Raw genomic sequence first — 15,442 nt, 5'->3', positions numbered from 1 at the left:
GCTCGAATGAACTCGGTCCGTTGGGAGCCGATCGGGGTGCCGCCGCTCGCGGAGCCGGTGGGTCGTCCCCGGCCGAGTGCGGGACAAGCCCCCACGCCCTCGAATCCGTGTCGTCACTCGTAGTCACCGGCCCACGATTCCCGTCGACAACGCTCCTCACGGCTCCCCCGCCCGAGGTCCGGCGTTCGGGACTCTCGGGTCTCGCATGGGTGGACTGCCACAGGGTAGGTGGGGGACCCCTGCATGCGAAGGAGTCACGATGGCGGATTCCGCCCGCCCGCGCGACCGGGCCGCAGACCACCCGCCGGTTCCGGTGTCCGGATCGGCCCGACCTGCGGGCGGGGGACGGCCGCAGGTGGTCACTCTCGGCGTCGAAGAAGAGTTTCTGCTGCTGAACCGCGAGGACGGGGAGCCGGTCGCCTGCGCGGAGTCGGTTCGTGCCGCGGCCGACCTCCAGCCCGGGCTCGCGGACGGTGAAGTACAACCGGAGATGCTCCAGGTCCAGGTGGAGGTGGCGACCCCGGTATGCGAGAGCCTCGACGAGGTCGGCGATCACCTGCTGCGGCTGCGGCGGGCGGTCTCCGCCGCGGCCGAGCAGACCGGGTGCATGCTCGCGCCGTGCGGTTCGGCGGCCTTCGCCTCCGAGGGGCAGGCGTCGGTCACGGCACGTCCGCGCTACCGGTCCCTGCACACGGACGCCCCGCAACTGGTCGACGAGCAGTTGATCAACGGCATGCACGTCCACGTGGGGATACCCGATCGCGACGCGGGCGTCGCCGTGATCAACCGGCTGCGGCCCTGGCTGCCACTTCTGGTGGCGATGTCCGCGAACTCTCCCATGTGGCACGGCGACGACACCGGCTTCGCCAGCTGGCGTACCGTCGTCTTCGGCCGCTGGTCGGTCAGCGGCATCCCACCACTATTCGCCGATGCCGGCGACTACGACCGGCGCGTGGACGATCTCCGGGACGTCGGCGCGCTGCGAGATCGCGGCAGGATCTACTGGCAGGCCCGCCTCTCCGAGCGGTACCCCACCGTCGAGGTGCGCGCCATGGACGTGCAACTGCGAGTCGACGACGCGGTGCTCCTCGCGGGGGTCGTCCGTGCGTTGATCACGACGGCCCTGACCGGGAACACGGCAGGCGCCCCCCTTGCCGAACCGGCCCCCGAACTCCTGGCCGCGGCCCAATGGCACGCCGCGCGCTACGGCTTGGGTGACGCGCTCATCGACCCGCGGATCCCCCAACGCGTCCTCGCCGGAGACCTGGTCGGCCGGTTGATGGACCACGTACGGCCGGCCCTCGAAAACTCCGGCGACGCAGAGCGCGTGACCACACTGGTGCACCGACTGCTCGCCGAAGGAACCGGCGCCCAACGACAACGCGCGGCCGTGCGCCGCGGCGGCCCCGAAGCACTCATGGAATTGCTTGCCACCGAGACGACCGCGGCCCCACAACCCCACCGGTAGAAGCGGCAACCCATCGGGAGACACGCACGGACAGACCTACCCCGACCGACGGTGCCATGACATCGCCAGCGACCAGCGACATCGATCCCGAAACGATCGGGCGCTCGACGTGCCCATCGGCCGGACACGGCGTCGAACCGGCTGCGGTGCGGTATCCACCCCCCGATTTGGGAGGAACGACGGCCCTCACGCGTTCGACATGCACGTCGCGCGGGCGGTCAACTTCTCGATGAGCAGGCCGGCCGGCGGGTAGTCGGTGTTGGAGTAACACCAATCGGTACCCCAAGGGGACCGGCAGGACCAGCCGGACCGCGCCGGGCGGAGGCGAACGCAACCGTGCGAACCGGCCGCCCGGGCGGGCGGTTGCGGACGCGCCTCCGCGTCCTAGACCACGGCCGAGGCGGGCGTGCGGCCCCGGGGCGCGGCCTTTCCACGGGTGATCGGGACGAGGGCGAACCAGATCATGGCCGCGCCGACCGGGAGGAGGTTCATGTTCGCCATGATCGCCACGAAGCCGAGGAGGACCAGCGCCGGGCTCAGCACCGCGGAGAGACCCCGCCGGGGGCCCACGAGGGCGTACTGGACGAGCATCGCGACCAGGCCCAGCATGAAGAACAGCGGGCCGATCTCGTAGAACGCCTGCGGGAGTACGGCGGGAACGTCGGCGTAGCGGTCGGACAGGGCGCTCTTCTCGGCGGTGTCCGCCGCCTTCAGGCCGACCACAATGTCGAGGACGGCTACGCGGACGAACGTGGCCAGCCCGGCGCCGGCCACGGCGGTGAGGATGTCGGCGGTGATCCGGCGGGACCGGCTGCCACCTTCGGCGTCGAGGATCCGGCGCCGCAGTCCGGCGATCACCGGCCCGTACAGGAGCAGCGCGCCGAGGAAGAACAGGTGGCCGATGGTCCAGGCGGGTCCGGGACCGTGTTGGCCGTCGCGGCCGTCGATGAGGCGGACGACTCCGTACCCGCCCATGAGGGCGGGGGCGAGACGGAAGGCGATCTTCGTCATGGGCGGTTCTCCTGGGATTCGGGACGTGGGGTTTCGATGTCCCAATCCTCTGGAGAACAGCGGCCCGGGTAATCGCCGTCGAAGGTGATCTCCGGGCATCGCCGGCGCGGGGGAGAACGGAGACCCTGCTCCCCCGCGCGACCGATGGCCGCTCAGGAGGGTTCGATCAGGCGGGCCTCGTACGCGGCGATGACGGCCTGGGTCCGGTCGCGGAGGCCGAGCTTGGACAGCACGTTGCTCACGTGCGTCTTGACCGTGTGTTCGCTGACCACCATCGCGGCGGCGATCTCCGCGTTCGACAGGCCGCGGCCGAGCAGGCGCAGGGTCTCGCGTTCGCGGCCGGTCAGGCGCTCGGAGGCGGTCGTACCGGCACGCGGGCGGTTGCGGGTGATGTCGGAAATGAGGCGGCGGGTGACGGCGGGAGCCAGCAGCGACTCCCCGGCCGCGACCACCCGGACCGCGTGTACGAGGTCGTCGCGCCGAACGTCCTTGAGCAGGAAGCCGCTCGCCCCGGCGTAGAGCGCGTCGTAGACGTAGTCGTCCCGGTCGAACGTGGTCAGCATGATCGCGCGGGCCGAGGTCTCGGCGCACACGACCTTCGCGGCCTCTATGCCGTCCAGACCGGGCATGCGGATGTCGAGAAGGACCACATCGGCAGCGTGTTCACGGACGGCGGCGATGGCGGCGGCGCCGTCTCCCGCCTCGCCCACCACCTCGATGTCGGGCTGCGCGTCCAGGATCATCGCGAAGCCGCTGCGGACCAGTTCCTGATCGTCTGCCACCACCACCTTGATCACGAGGCCACCGCCGCGGCCGAGGTGTAGGGCAGATGCGCGCGTACGCGGAACCCGCCTGCGGGCAGCGGACCGGCCTCGGCCGTTCCGCCACAGGCGAGCGCGCGTTCGCGGATACCGATCAGGCCGTCCCCGCCGCGCCGCCAACCCGCGGGATTCGCTTCGTCGCCCCTGCCGTCGTCGGTCACGGTGATCTCCAGTTCGTCGCCGGTCCAACTCAGCCGTACCTCCGCTGTCGAGGCGCCGGCGTGCTTGACCGTGTTGGTGAGGGCTTCCTGGACGATGCGGTACGCGGCAAGGTCCGTGTCGGCGGGCAGGTCGCGGCGGGCCCCCTCGACGGTGAGTCGCACCCGGACGTGGGTGCGGTCGACGTGCTCGATCAGCTGGGTGAGCGTGTCGACGGTCGGCTGGGGCGCGCGGACGCCGATGTCCTGGTCGTCCTTGAGGACGCCCAACATGCGGCGCAGCTGCGCCATCGCGTCGCGTCCGGCCTCCGCGATCGCGTCGAAGGAGCGCTCCGCCCGGTCGGGGTCCGTGCGGACCACCACGGGACCGGCCTCCGCCTGGACGACCATGATGCTGACCGCGTGCGCGAGTATGTCGTGCATGTCGCGGGCGATGCTTGCGCGTTCCTCGGCGGCCGCCCGCGCCGCCTCGGCCTCGCGTTCGCGTTCCAGCTGGACGGAACGTTCCATCAGCGCGTCCGACCTCTCCCGGGCGGCGCGGGCGAGCATGCCCATGAGAAACGCCGTGACGGGCAGGAGCAGTGTGAACATGAACTGGCCCGCGTCGTTGTCCTTGACCAGCAGCGCTCCGAACGGGGTGGTGGCGGTGAGTGTGCCGATGAACCCCCAGCGCTGCCAGGGGTGCTCCCCGCGGTCGGCCAGGGTGTAGATGGCCACCAGCGCGCCGTATTGCAACGTCTGCCCGGGTCGGTCGTGCAGCGAGACGGCCGTCGCGAAGAACGCCACGACCAGCACCACCGCGAACGGCGCACGGCGGCGCCAGAGCAACGGCACGACAGTACCGAGATTGACCACGAAGCCGAGCGGCGACACGTCGGGCGCGGTCGCGAACGGAACGAACACCGGGACGGCCACCGCCGCCGCGACCAGCCCGTCCACAAGACGGCCGTCGCCACGGCCGGTGCGCAGGCGTGCGGCAACGCCGCGGAACGAATCTGACATCCACTCAGTATTGGCCTGCGCATCAGGCTTCGCCTCAGTCGCGAGGGGGATTCGGCCGGCGGGCCCGGCGGGTGGCGGGCGATGCGCTCCGTTGCCGCGTCCCGGATCGACGGTCACGTGCCGGTCGGCCGGGTCGCTGTCCTTCAGGCCTGGGTCGGCGCCGGAATCCGACTCGGACCGGCTGCCGTTACAACTTCTCGAACCGCCACTGCAGCAGGTCGACGCACGCGTGGAGACCCGGCGTCGGGGAGCCGGCACTCTCGCGCATCAACATAACCGCCTGGATCCTGCGCCCCGAGGCGATCAGACGATCCACTTCGGTCTGCACGTCCCGCGAAAGCCGATTCCACAACGCGTTGCCCATACCGCATTCAACAGCCGCACCTCGACAAGCCGCACGGAGGTTTCCGGTTCCGCCGTCACCGCCGAAGCCGAACATCGCCGGGACGTCGCCGGGACGTCGCCCGGGTCATCGGCCGCAAAAGGCCGACGAAGTGTCAGGTCCTCTCCTGATGGGGAGGGCGGGGCGGTGGAAACGACGGAGGCGGTGGCGCCTGCGTCCAGGGCCCCGGGTCGACTGGACGAGACAGCGGATAGAACGGAGGCGGCGGTGGCGCCTGCGTCCAGGGCCCCGGGTCGACCGGATGCGGCAGCGGGTAGGACGGAGGCGGCGCCTGAGTCCATGGTGAAACATCGTCCGGGTGGGCGCCCCACGTGAATCGACCAGGCTCGGAGGCTGGTTGACGCGGGGGCGGACCGCTCTTGAGGTTGACCCGATGTGTGCGGGCGACGAAGCGGTATTCGAAGATCGAGCAGCCGATGACGGCCAGACACCCCGTCACGGACAAGCCGATCGACAACGGGCTGTGGTCGCCGCCGGTCGGAGCAGACAATTCGTATCCGGTCGAGGCGATCGCGAACCCCGGCGCGAGCAGGGCGGGCAGCAGCGGATGCCCGTCATTGGCGTTGAACATGTTCTTGTACGCGAAGAACGCGGCCCCCAGGGCGAACAGGACGCCCCAGAGTGGGAGAAGCAGCCCACCGACGAAGAGCGGGATGGCGACGAACCACGAAGTGCCCCCACCCCCGCCGAGCCCACCGATCGTGTCGCCGGCGTACAGGAAGTACCAGACGATCACGCCGAGTACCGCGAGCGGCAGGCCCGAGCCGGCGGCCAGGCGTTTACAGGTCCCCATGCGGTCGCCCGACGACGCGGCAACGAGAAACACCGTCACGACCACCCAGATGGGAACCGCGAACAACAGGCCGTTCGCGACCTTCAACAGGGCGGCGTCCAGGTCGGGCTCGAAACGCCCCTCACGGAACCAGACCGTCAGCGACACGATCAGCCCGATCATCGCGCGGACATACTGAAGGGCGGCTATCTCCCGGTCGGGCTCGGTGCGTGGACTGAACAACCACCGGGCCGCCATCAGCGGCCACGCGACGAACAGCACGCAACCGGTGCCCGTGCCGCCCTCATTCGCGCGACTCGTACTCACTTCGAACCCCCCGTGTGACTCGCAAACGTCAGTGATCGTCCCACGCGCGAGACAACCGCCCGACGGCGAGGCGACGTGACGCCGCCGGGGCGCCGCACCTCGGGCGCACGCTTTCCGGCCCGGCGCCGCGCGTGGGGTGGGCTGTGTACGACGCACGGCTGGAACCGGGCAACGGGTGGGAAGCGGCTTGCTGGCGGCCCGTTCGGCCACGTGCCCGCCTGTGGGCGGCAGTGAGGGCACGAGATGGTGGAGCCCAACGACTCGGCCACGGGCTCCACTTCCGGCCGCCGAACCGGTCACGGCCCGCCGACGGAAGGTGGAGCAAGGCGCCCCCGCCGGAGGCGGCGGGCCATGCCGTGTCCGGTCGCCAACTCGGCCAACTGCAGGCCGTCACCGCCCGGGCGGTCGAAACGCCGGCATCGTCCACCTCGCGGTCCCGTCACGCTCCGGCTCTTCCTTCAACCCGATGCCCGAGTTTCGTTGCCCGTGGCCAGTGTGATCTGGGCAGTCCATGAATCGGGCTCCTTGGGCGGATCCCAGGTCACCTCGACGTCGACGCCGTGGAAGTCGCGCGCGAGTTCCACCACCCTCACCGCTGCCGCGGCCCGCGCGTCCTGGGGGTCGGTGTCGCGAGGCATGTCCAGGCGTCCGCAGATCATTCCGCCTTCCCGGGTGAGGACACTGGTGCGCCAACCGTCCGGCGTCGCCAACAGGACGATCGCCTTCGGAACGCCCGGGACGGTCCACTTCTTCGCCTTCTCGCGTTTCACCATGCCGCCATCCAACATCGCCGTGCCCACGACGACGAGTTCGGGACGAAAGCCGACCACCGCACCGCGGTTCGATTCCCCTCCCGTGGCGGTGCCGGGCGGGCGTATGCCTCGCCGGCGGCGAGATCGCGTCCGGCGTCGCGGCGGGTGGCAGGCCGCCGGTTCTTCGAGCCGAGCGGGCGGCCGGGCCCGACCGGCAGCTCCGGCGACCAAAGGCGCCAGTAGTGGTAAACCGTCCGGTACGGCGGGAAGTGGCGTGAAGGCAGGCGCCACGCGCACCCGGGGCCGAGCCCAAAGCCCCGAACTTCCAGACGGCACCAGAGCGCACTGGGTCCGATCGCCGCCGCCTACTGGGAGTTCGCCTCCCGCAACCCGCACCTGTACCGGCTCATGCACAGCCTCTCCGACGTCCCGTTCGGGACCCCCGGACGCCCCGCCCTCGGCCGTAGTTCAACGATCTCGGCCTTGAACTCTGCCCGTGCTACTTACGGGAGTTGCCGTGCCGACGGCGGGCGGATGGCGCGCGACGCGCGCCGTTCACTCTTCCGGATCCGGCCTCCGACAGCATTGCGGGCACCGTTCCCGCCACGATTCCGGGATCCGAGTGATTGCGCGAATGCGCACGGATATGCTGCGTACATGCTGAGAAACGAGCGTCACGCGCGCATCTTTGAACACGTTTCCGCGCACGGGAGCGTGAGCGTCGAGGAGTTGGCCGGAATCCTGGCGGTCTCGGCAGCCACGGTGCGGCGCGACCTCCGGCACCTGGACGCGTCGAAGCTGCTGCGCCGCACCCACGGCGGGGCGTCCCTGGGCAACATCGGCCTCGAGACACCGATGCGGTACCGCAGCGAGCGCCGCCGACCGGAGAAACTGGCGATCGCCCAGGCCGCCGCCGCGCTGGTGCCGGCGAAGGCCGTGGTCGGCCTGAACGGCGGCTCCACCACCACCGAGATCGCCCGCCTCCTCGCCGACCGCGGACCCGTCACCATCGTCACCAACGCGGTCAACATCGCCGCGGAGCTGCTCCCGCACCAGGACGTCACGCTCGTCGTCATCGGCGGCACCGCACGCAACGAAAGCTACGAACTCGTACGCTCCATCGCCGAGAAGCCCCTCGCGGAGTACTACACCGACGTGACCTTCCTGGGCGTGGACGGCATCAGCGCCACTCACGGCTGCACCACCCACGACCAAGTCGAAGCCGTCACCGACCGGGCCTTCACCGACCGCAGCAGCCTCACCGTCGTGGTGGCGGACAACTCGAAGATCGGAAAGGTGACGCTGGCGAGGATCTGCCCACTGTCGGCGATCGCCCACCTCGTTACCGACCACGACGCCCCCAAGGACGAACTGGCGAGGATCACCGACGCCGGTGTCCTGGTAACCGTCGCCTGACCCGACCGACCCCGTCAACCCCGGCTACCGCCATGGCATTTGCGCGGATCGAGCCCGACCGCACGTGCCCGCGGCTCGTTGGCCCCGAACTCGACCGCGGACGATACCCTCGCGAAGATCCGGAGTCGGCCGGGGCCGACCGGTGTCCGCCCGACCTACTTGACCGAGCCGGCGGTCGGACCGTCGCATGCGTCCGCATGCCACCCGGCGCAACGGGGAAGGCATCGGCCTCCGAGTGCGCCCGCTGCCTCGGCATCCCCGTCGGCACCCGCCCGCATGACGCAGGCCCACATCACCGGCGGTCCGCCATGCCCACAACCGGGCGGGCCGGTGTCGCCCGGTCCTCATCGACGAGACCCGCCGCCTCAACCCCCGCACCACCACCGGCGCCGAAACCGCCGACCCGCGAGACGCAACTCGCCGGACGGGCCTGTCCGGTCGACTGCGGGCGTACCCGGCGCGGACCGGAAAGAGCGAACCGTTGGCTCTTGGCGCCGGTGTCGCCCCCGCCCCACGCCGGTGATGGTGAAGTGTCCCGGCCCGCCGAACCGTCCCCGGTACAGGTCTACTCGTCGGGGATGGCGGCGTTGTCGGCGAAGGCGGTGCCGGTCGGCTTGAACTCGTCGGGCCCTGGGCCGAATCGGCCCGAGTAGACGACGTCGATCAGCAGGATCCGGTCGTTGCCCGCCGTGCCGTCCTTGTCCGTGGACGTGGTGAGCCAGATGTCCCCGTCGGGATCGACCTCCACGGTGCGCAGCCGGTCGTACGTCCCCTCGAAGAACGACTTCTGCTCGACCAGGTTGGAGTTGGAGTCGATGCGCAGCCGGTAGACTCGCTGACCCCGAGTCGTGGCCACGAACACGTGGTCGTTGATGACGGTCAGGCCGCTCGGCGAGGCGGACGCCACCGGCCAGGTCTTCTTCGGCGCGATGTATCCGGAGCAACTACCTGCGGTGCCCTGACAGTTGGGCCAACCGTAGTTGCCGCCCTTCTGGATCAGGTTGACCTCGTCCATGATGTTGTCGCCGAACTCCGCCTGCCAGAGGCGTCCCTTGGAGTCGAAGTCCAGGCCCTGCGGGTTGCGGTGCCCGATGGACCAGACGGCATTGCCGAACGGGTTGTCAGACGGGATCGAGCCGTCCGGATTGATGCGCAGGATCTTGCCGTTGAGGGAGTTCTTGTCCTGCGCCCGGGAGTCGTTCTGGGCATCGCCCATGCCCGCGTACAGCTTGCCGTCAGGCCCGAAGCGAAGCCGCCCGCCGTTGTGGTAGCGGCTCTTGGCCATGCCGTCGAGCAGCACCTGGTAGCCGCTGAGCGCGTTGTTCTCCAACTTCATCCGGGCGATGCGGTTGCCGTCGGACGAGGTGTGCAGGAAGTACACGTAGTGGTCGGTGGCGAAGTTCGGGGAAACCTCCACGCCCATGAGGCCGCCCTCGCCGCCGGTGGTCTGGGAGTTGGGCACCTTGCCGAGCTGTGTCTTCTGGCCGGACTTGGTCAACCGGTAGACGTTGAAGGTGTTCCGCTCGGTGTAGATCCCGGAGCCGTCCGGCAGGAACGCCACGCCCCAGGCGACATCCACACCGCCGGCCAGGGTCTTCACGGTGCCCGGATCGGGGGTGCCGCCAGGCTGGGAACCGGCGGTGGTGACGCTGATCTCCGGGCCGAACGCCGACCGGTTGCCCTTGGCGTCGAAGGCCCGCACCTTGAACCTGTACGTCGTGTCGGCCCTCAGGCCCGCGACGGTCGTGGTCGCGGTTTCCGAGGTACCCGCGGCGACGCCGTCGCGGTGGATCTCATACCCCGTGACCTTCACGTTGTCGGTGGACGGCGTCCATGCCAGGTCGACGCTCGTCGCGGTCTTGCCGGTGGCGCGAAGCCCCTGCGGGGCACTCGGCGCCTCGGTGTCGGGCGGCGCGGGCAGCGTGGCGATGGTGACCACGTTGCTGGCGTCGGAGACGTTCGGGGCGGCGTCGCGCGCGAAGACGGTCCAGTCGTAGCTGGTCTCGGGTGTCAGGCCGGTCACCGTGGTGGCCGACGTGGAGCCGTCGACCTGCTTCATGAGCTGGCCGTGCTGGTAGACGTCGTAGCCGGTGACCTTCACGTTGTCACTGGCCGCGTCCCAGGTGAGGGACACGGAGGTGGCGGTCGGCTCCCGGTCCTTGCGCAGGTTCCTCGGAGCCGTCGGCTTCTCGGTGTCGGCCGGGCCCTGTGGGGTGACGGTCAGGCTGTCGAGGTTGGGGCCGTCCACACCCGAGGTGGTGGCGCGGATCTTGTTGGTCCCCGCCGCCAGTGCCGTCGTGACGGAGACCGCCTTCCAGGTCGTCCAGGCACCGGTGCCGGGGAAGGAGAGGTCGCCGGCCGCCTGGGTGCCGTTGACCGTGATGTCCAACGGCCGGTCGGCGGAGGTGCCGTTGGCGTAGCGGAAGTCGAGCTTCGTGGCTCCCGGCTGTTCCGCCTCGACGGTGAACTCGACGTACGCGTCGGACACCACGTCGAAGTTCACGAAGCCGGCGCCGGTGTGGCCGGCGTGGTTGGACTCCACCTTGCCCTTGACGACATGGGCGGCCTCGGCCTCGTACGTGGCGGCGCGAGGGAGGGAAGCGGAGTGGGCAGCGGGCAGGGCCACGCAGAGCGCGGCGGTGGTGGCCGCGGCTACCAGGGCGCCGAACGCCCTGGACGGCCGGGATTTGATGCATCTCACGGTGTCCTCCAGCGAAGAGGGCTGAGCGCAGGGCGGCTCAGCAGCTCGTGGTGCCGCCCGGGCGGTCCGCTGCGAAGGTCTCGCGGCAAGCGACTTCCGGCAACGGGCGGTCACCCGGGGGGAAGTTGGCGCCGAACCTCGATAGTTAGGAAACTTTCCTAACTGGTGATGGAGCACGCTAGGCCCCGGTTGTGTACCTGTCAACGGGTCTCGCGCCACTCGATGTGCGGGCCCACTCCCGACCGCGCCTCGATCATGCCGCCAATCGCCGCATGAGGCATCGAAGCGAGCACCGAGCCACTCTGCGCTCGCCCGGCCTCGTTCGTGACGGGCGTTCAGACAACCGAATACTTCGCCGGGCGCCGGTGGGTGAAGCTGCATCGACGACGAAGCTCAGGTGTCAGCGGCGGAAAGCAACGGTTGCCCATGCGGGTCCGATACGCGGGACCGCAAAATCGTCGATGGTCGTGCGTGGCCACATCCGCCGGTCTCCCGGACGCACGATTTGGGCATCGCGCCCCAAGCCACCGGCAACCCGACGACACAACCCGGCCAACGGGCGGTCGGCACAAACCTGTTCGCCGGCACAAAGTCTCCCGGTCGACCTCGCACCCAGCGCGTTGGCGGCCGGGTGGGTGGCGGAGAACAAGCTGTGTCTGGCTGTGTTGTCGGATCCGCGGTTCCCGCCGGTGGGCCAAGTGCCCTTCTATCAACATCGGTTCGGGGGGTGACGCGGCACCCGCCCCTTCCCTATGGTCTAGACCTATGACGAGACGATTAGGCAATGCCGTCCGCGGGGCGGTGGTGATCGCGCTCACGGCCACGCTGACCGCCGCGATCCCGGCCGAGGCCACGCCTTCACGACCACCGACGCTCACCTGGACGACCTGTCCGCCCGACCCCGCCGGCGTCCCCGTCGACCCGCGACTACGGTGCACGACGCTGCGCGTACCGATGGACTACCGCGCCCCGGCCGGCCGGACCATCGAGATCGCGGTGTCCCGGCTGGCCACGGCCAAACCGGGGCTGCGCCGCGGCATCCTGCTGCACAACGCGGGCGGGCCCGGCGCGGCGAGCCTGAACCGGCCGAGCACGTTCGTCAACCTCTATCCGCAGGAGGTCCTGGACCGCTTCGACCTGATCGGCTTCGATCCGCGCGGTCTCGGCTACAGCACGCCGATCACGTGTGGACGCACCACCCAAATCACCAACGAGCGTCTCTTCCCGTTTCCGGCCCCGGACGGATCGATCGCGGACAACGTGGACTTCGCCCGTACTCTGGCGCGCGACTGCCTCGCCAACGGCGGCGCCCTGATGCCGCACGTGACCACGGCCAACACCGCGCGAGACATGGACCGGATCCGAATCGCCCTCGGCGAACGCAAACTCTCCTACCTCAGCGCCTCCTACGGCAGCTATCTGGGAGCGGTGTACGCCGAACTCTTCCCCGACCGCACCGACCGGATCGTCCTCGACGCCAACGTCGACCCCAACGTCACGTGGCACGATCGGTGGGCGTCCTGGGACCGCGGGTTCGACACCCGGTTCGGGGACTTCGCCGCCTGGGCGGCCGAACGGCACGACACCCTCGGCCTCGGCACCACCCCCGCCGCCGTACGCCGGGGCTACCTCGACATGGTCGAGCGCCTCGATCGCTCCCCGGTGCAACACCCCGGAGCGGGTCCCGTCACCGGCAACCTGTTCCGAGCCCTCTATCACGCGTACTCGTACCACACCCTCCAGTTCCCGGAAGTCGCCGCGTGGTGGCGATTCCTCGCCGGGACCGGGCCGCCTCCCCTGTGGGGAGAGTGGCCGACCACGCCCGGCATCCCACGGGACAACGACACAGCCGTACTGCTCGCGGTGACCTGCGGAGACAGCCGCGCCCCGCGCGACATCGCCCACTACCAGCGCGAAGTCACACGCAACCGGGCCCTGTTCCCGATCCTGGGCGGCATGGGCACCAACATCTGGCCGTGCGCGTTCTGGCCCGACCCGGTCGAGCCGGCGGTACGGATCACCGACCGCGGAGCGACCAACATCCTCCTGCTCCAGACCACCCGGGACCCGGCCACGCCCTATTCGGGTGCACTGGGCATGCGCACCGCCCTGGGCAAGCGGGCACGCATGATCACCGTGGACGGAGGAAACCACGGCGCCTACGACCCCGAGGCGCCGTCCTGCGCGCTCACCCGAGCACACAGCTTCCTGAGCACCGGAACACTGCCCCGGCGTGACCTCTTCTGCTTCCACGACCCGTCGACCACACAGGACGGAAGCCGGCTTCCCGGCGCAACCCTCCACGCGCGTCGCCCACCGATCAGCCCCTCCTGACCCCAACTCCCCGAGCCCGCCCGACACGCGCCCTCGACCGGCCCCGAAGCCGATCGAGGGCGCCCCGTCGTCGACCGGTGCCGGCCCGCCCTGCCGCCCGCGCCCGGTCGCTCGACACCCCGCATCACCGGTTCGACGCAGCGCCCAGACGACACATCCACGGGTGTGCGGACCCTGGCGAATCCCGGCCCCGCTCCGGTCACCGGGCGCGGCGGTCCGCCGCCAACGCCGTTCGCACCGACGGTTCGAACTCGGCCAGGACTGCGGCACGTCGGCTCGTCGTCCGCTTCGAGAACCCGCTCCGTGCCGCCGCCGGGCAACGTGGTCGCGATGGCCGGCGGTGAACCTGGGCTGAACGGTGTCGGCGGTGGTTGGACGGTGTGCGGTGGCGGCTTCCGACCGGGGTGCCATGACCGGATCCACCGCCCGGGTATGTGTCGTGACAGATGGTGTACCGGCTGTCGCGATCCTGCGCGCGAGGTACGGCGACGGCGACAACCCCGGCACCCGGCATACGGGATCGACCCCGAGACCTTTGTCACTCAGGTGGTCGATCCGCTGCTCGGCCTCGTCCGGGGACGGTCGATCTCCTGGGCAAAAGACAGCGAGGCGGCTTTCAGGATTTCGTTGGCCGCCCGCGTCAACTCGGCCTCGTCTTTGCGGAGTTGCCGCACCTCCTCCGACCCCACGGAGGCCAGGGCGGTCGCTCCTTTCGCAGGAGTCGGGGTACGCGCCTGCCGCCCGTCTTCGGGGCGGCGTGAACGGCTTCCGGGTCGTCAGGACTTGGGCGGGATCGCAAAGGATGAGACGGCGGCACCCTGGGACGGCAGTTGCGCCACGATCGGATGGTCTCGTCCGATCGGACCGAGCTTCGCGCTGCCGCCGGGGGCGCCGAGGTCGGAGAAGAACTCGGCGTTCATGGCGTTGAAGTGGTGCCATTCCTGTGGGGTGTCGTCTTCGAAGAAGATCGCTTCGACGGGGCACACCGGCTCGCAGGCGCCGCAGTCGATGCACTCGTCCGGGTGGATGTAGAGCATGCGCTCTCCCTCGTAGATGCAGTCGACGGGGCACGCCTCGACGCATGCCTTGTCCTTGACGTCCACACAGGGCGAAGCAATCACAAACGTCATCGAACTGCCGTCCTCTCCGGGGTCGTTCCTGTTCGCCGTTCCGACCCGGCCGACCGTATGGCCTCAAGTAATGTTGAGGTCAAGAGGAGGCTTTGCATGACGAGTTACCGTTCCGGTGAGGTTCGAGCAGGCCCGGACGACTGGCTGAGCATCGGCGAGGTGAGCGCCCGGACCGGGGCGGCCGTCTCCGCTCTGCGGTTCTACGAGGAGTTCGGCCTGATCGCGTCCGAACGTGACGATCGCAACCAACGCCGTTATCCGCGGCACATGCTTCGTCGAGTCGCATTGATCTCGGTGGCGAAACGCATCGGCATCCCGTTGCTCGACCTCCGAGAGGCGTTCGCCGATGTGCCGCTCGACCGTCCGCCCAGTCACCGGGAGTGGCAGCGCGCCTCGCGTGGCTGGAGGCGTCGGCTGGAGGAGCGTCGGCAGACCATCGAGCGCCTCGAGGCCGAACTCACCGGGTGCATCGGCTGCGGATGCCTCTCGATGAAGGCATGCGCTCTGCTGAACCCCGGCGACGCGCTCTCCGGGGATGGTGTCGGGCCCCGACGACTGTGAGAAACGGACTGTCGCAACAAAGGGTTCGGCGCGATTGCCCCCGGTCCCCGATGGAGGGCCCCGTATCTCGGACGTAGGCGGCGACCCGATTCGCCGAGTCGTCCGCGACCCCGGGGTCCTCGCGTTCGTCGAACGGAGCGCATGGGGCCGGCCGGGCCACGTTCGCACTGCGAGTGCGCCCCCCGAGAGTCGGTCCTGTCGACGCTGGAAGACGCCGACGAATGTGTGGTGCGTGAGGTTCGCGAGGAATTCGCGCAACCACGGGCTGCGAACGGCCGGCAGCCGGACCAGGGTGTGCTCGAACGTTTCGCGCTCGGTTCGAAAGGGGGCCATTGGGGAGTAGTGGGGGCGGGTCGTCACGGAGGACATCCCGGGGGCAGGACGCCCAACGCGGTAACCGGCAGGCGCGGCCGGGGACGGGCTGGCCACAGCCACACCCCCAGCGACAGCGGCAGCAGGTACGCCGACGCGGCCCGGTCGGTGGTGGTCTATGTCCGACCGGTCTGCGAATGGAACGGCCCGAGGAGGATGTCGACTCCAGCGTCGGGGGCTGGGCGTCCCGGTCCGGCCAGAACGGCGTGCCGCC

Annotated in this window: 12 protein-coding genes; 4 read left to right on the top strand and 8 right to left on the bottom strand. The window is 69.9% G+C overall.

What is annotated here, in order from left to right; translation table 11 throughout:
• The first annotated feature begins 355 nt into the window (after positions 1-355).
• The gene (locus ACIRL2_RS28230) at positions 356-1,468 is read left to right on the top strand and encodes a glutamate--cysteine ligase (protein ID WP_395868877.1); all 1,113 of its coding nucleotides are present in this window, start codon (positions 356-358) and stop codon (positions 1,466-1,468) included.
• A 384-nt stretch (positions 1,469-1,852) separates the two neighbouring features.
• Here the strand turns inward: ACIRL2_RS28230 and ACIRL2_RS28225 are convergent, their stop codons facing one another.
• From ACIRL2_RS28225 to ACIRL2_RS28200, 6 genes are all read right to left on the bottom strand, one after another.
• Positions 1,853-2,479, bottom strand: coding sequence for a hypothetical protein (locus ACIRL2_RS28225; RefSeq protein ID WP_402235570.1), 627 nt, complete (start codon positions 2,477-2,479; stop codon positions 1,853-1,855).
• Positions 2,480-2,631: 152 nt separating this feature from the next.
• Positions 2,632-3,222, bottom strand: coding sequence for a response regulator (locus tag ACIRL2_RS28220; RefSeq protein WP_402235724.1), 591 nt, complete (start codon positions 3,220-3,222; stop codon positions 2,632-2,634).
• A gap of 50 nt (positions 3,223-3,272) precedes the next feature.
• Positions 3,273-4,460, bottom strand: coding sequence for a sensor histidine kinase (locus ACIRL2_RS28215; protein ID WP_395868613.1), 1,188 nt, complete (start codon positions 4,458-4,460; stop codon positions 3,273-3,275).
• A 187-nt stretch (positions 4,461-4,647) separates the two neighbouring features.
• Positions 4,648-4,824 carry a hypothetical protein gene (locus ACIRL2_RS28210; RefSeq protein WP_402235567.1) on the bottom strand — a complete coding sequence of 59 codons (177 nt, stop codon included), beginning with the start codon at positions 4,822-4,824 and terminating at the stop codon, positions 4,648-4,650.
• A 133-nt stretch (positions 4,825-4,957) separates the two neighbouring features.
• Positions 4,958-5,962, bottom strand: coding sequence for a hypothetical protein (locus tag ACIRL2_RS28205; protein ID WP_402235564.1), 1,005 nt, complete (start codon positions 5,960-5,962; stop codon positions 4,958-4,960).
• Between the two features lie 458 nt (positions 5,963-6,420).
• Positions 6,421-6,735 carry a hypothetical protein gene (locus ACIRL2_RS28200; RefSeq protein WP_395868617.1) on the bottom strand — a complete coding sequence of 105 codons (315 nt, stop codon included), beginning with the start codon at positions 6,733-6,735 and terminating at the stop codon, positions 6,421-6,423.
• Positions 6,736-7,371: 636 nt separating this feature from the next.
• Here ACIRL2_RS28200 and ACIRL2_RS28195 point away from each other — a divergent pair.
• Positions 7,372-8,130: a DeoR/GlpR family DNA-binding transcription regulator gene (locus tag ACIRL2_RS28195; protein ID WP_402235561.1), complete on the top strand. Its 759-nt coding sequence runs from the start codon at positions 7,372-7,374 to the stop codon at positions 8,128-8,130.
• A gap of 565 nt (positions 8,131-8,695) precedes the next feature.
• Here ACIRL2_RS28195 and ACIRL2_RS28190 read toward each other — a convergent pair.
• The gene (locus tag ACIRL2_RS28190) at positions 8,696-10,831 is read right to left on the bottom strand and encodes a PQQ-dependent sugar dehydrogenase (protein ID WP_402235559.1); all 2,136 of its coding nucleotides are present in this window, start codon (positions 10,829-10,831) and stop codon (positions 8,696-8,698) included.
• Positions 10,832-11,596: 765 nt separating this feature from the next.
• Here ACIRL2_RS28190 and ACIRL2_RS28185 point away from each other — a divergent pair.
• Complete coding sequence (locus ACIRL2_RS28185) at positions 11,597-13,165, top strand: alpha/beta hydrolase (protein ID WP_402235557.1); 1,569 nt, start codon at positions 11,597-11,599, stop codon at positions 13,163-13,165.
• Positions 13,166-13,941: 776 nt separating this feature from the next.
• Here ACIRL2_RS28185 and fdxA read toward each other — a convergent pair.
• A complete protein-coding gene (fdxA, locus tag ACIRL2_RS28180; protein ID WP_395868625.1) occupies positions 13,942-14,295 on the bottom strand; it encodes a ferredoxin in 354 nt (117 codons plus the stop codon).
• A gap of 96 nt (positions 14,296-14,391) precedes the next feature.
• Between fdxA and soxR the strand changes: the two genes are divergently transcribed.
• Complete coding sequence (gene soxR, locus ACIRL2_RS28175; RefSeq protein ID WP_395868627.1) at positions 14,392-14,856, top strand: redox-sensitive transcriptional activator SoxR; 465 nt, start codon at positions 14,392-14,394, stop codon at positions 14,854-14,856.
• Positions 14,857-15,442: the final 586 nt, after the last annotated feature.

The organism is Embleya sp. NPDC127516, from assembly GCF_044765325.1.
In the GTDB taxonomy this organism is placed as follows: domain Bacteria; phylum Actinomycetota; class Actinomycetes; order Streptomycetales; family Streptomycetaceae; genus Embleya.
Note: the sequence above shows the minus strand (reverse complement) of the source record. Positions and strands in the feature narration are given on the sequence as shown.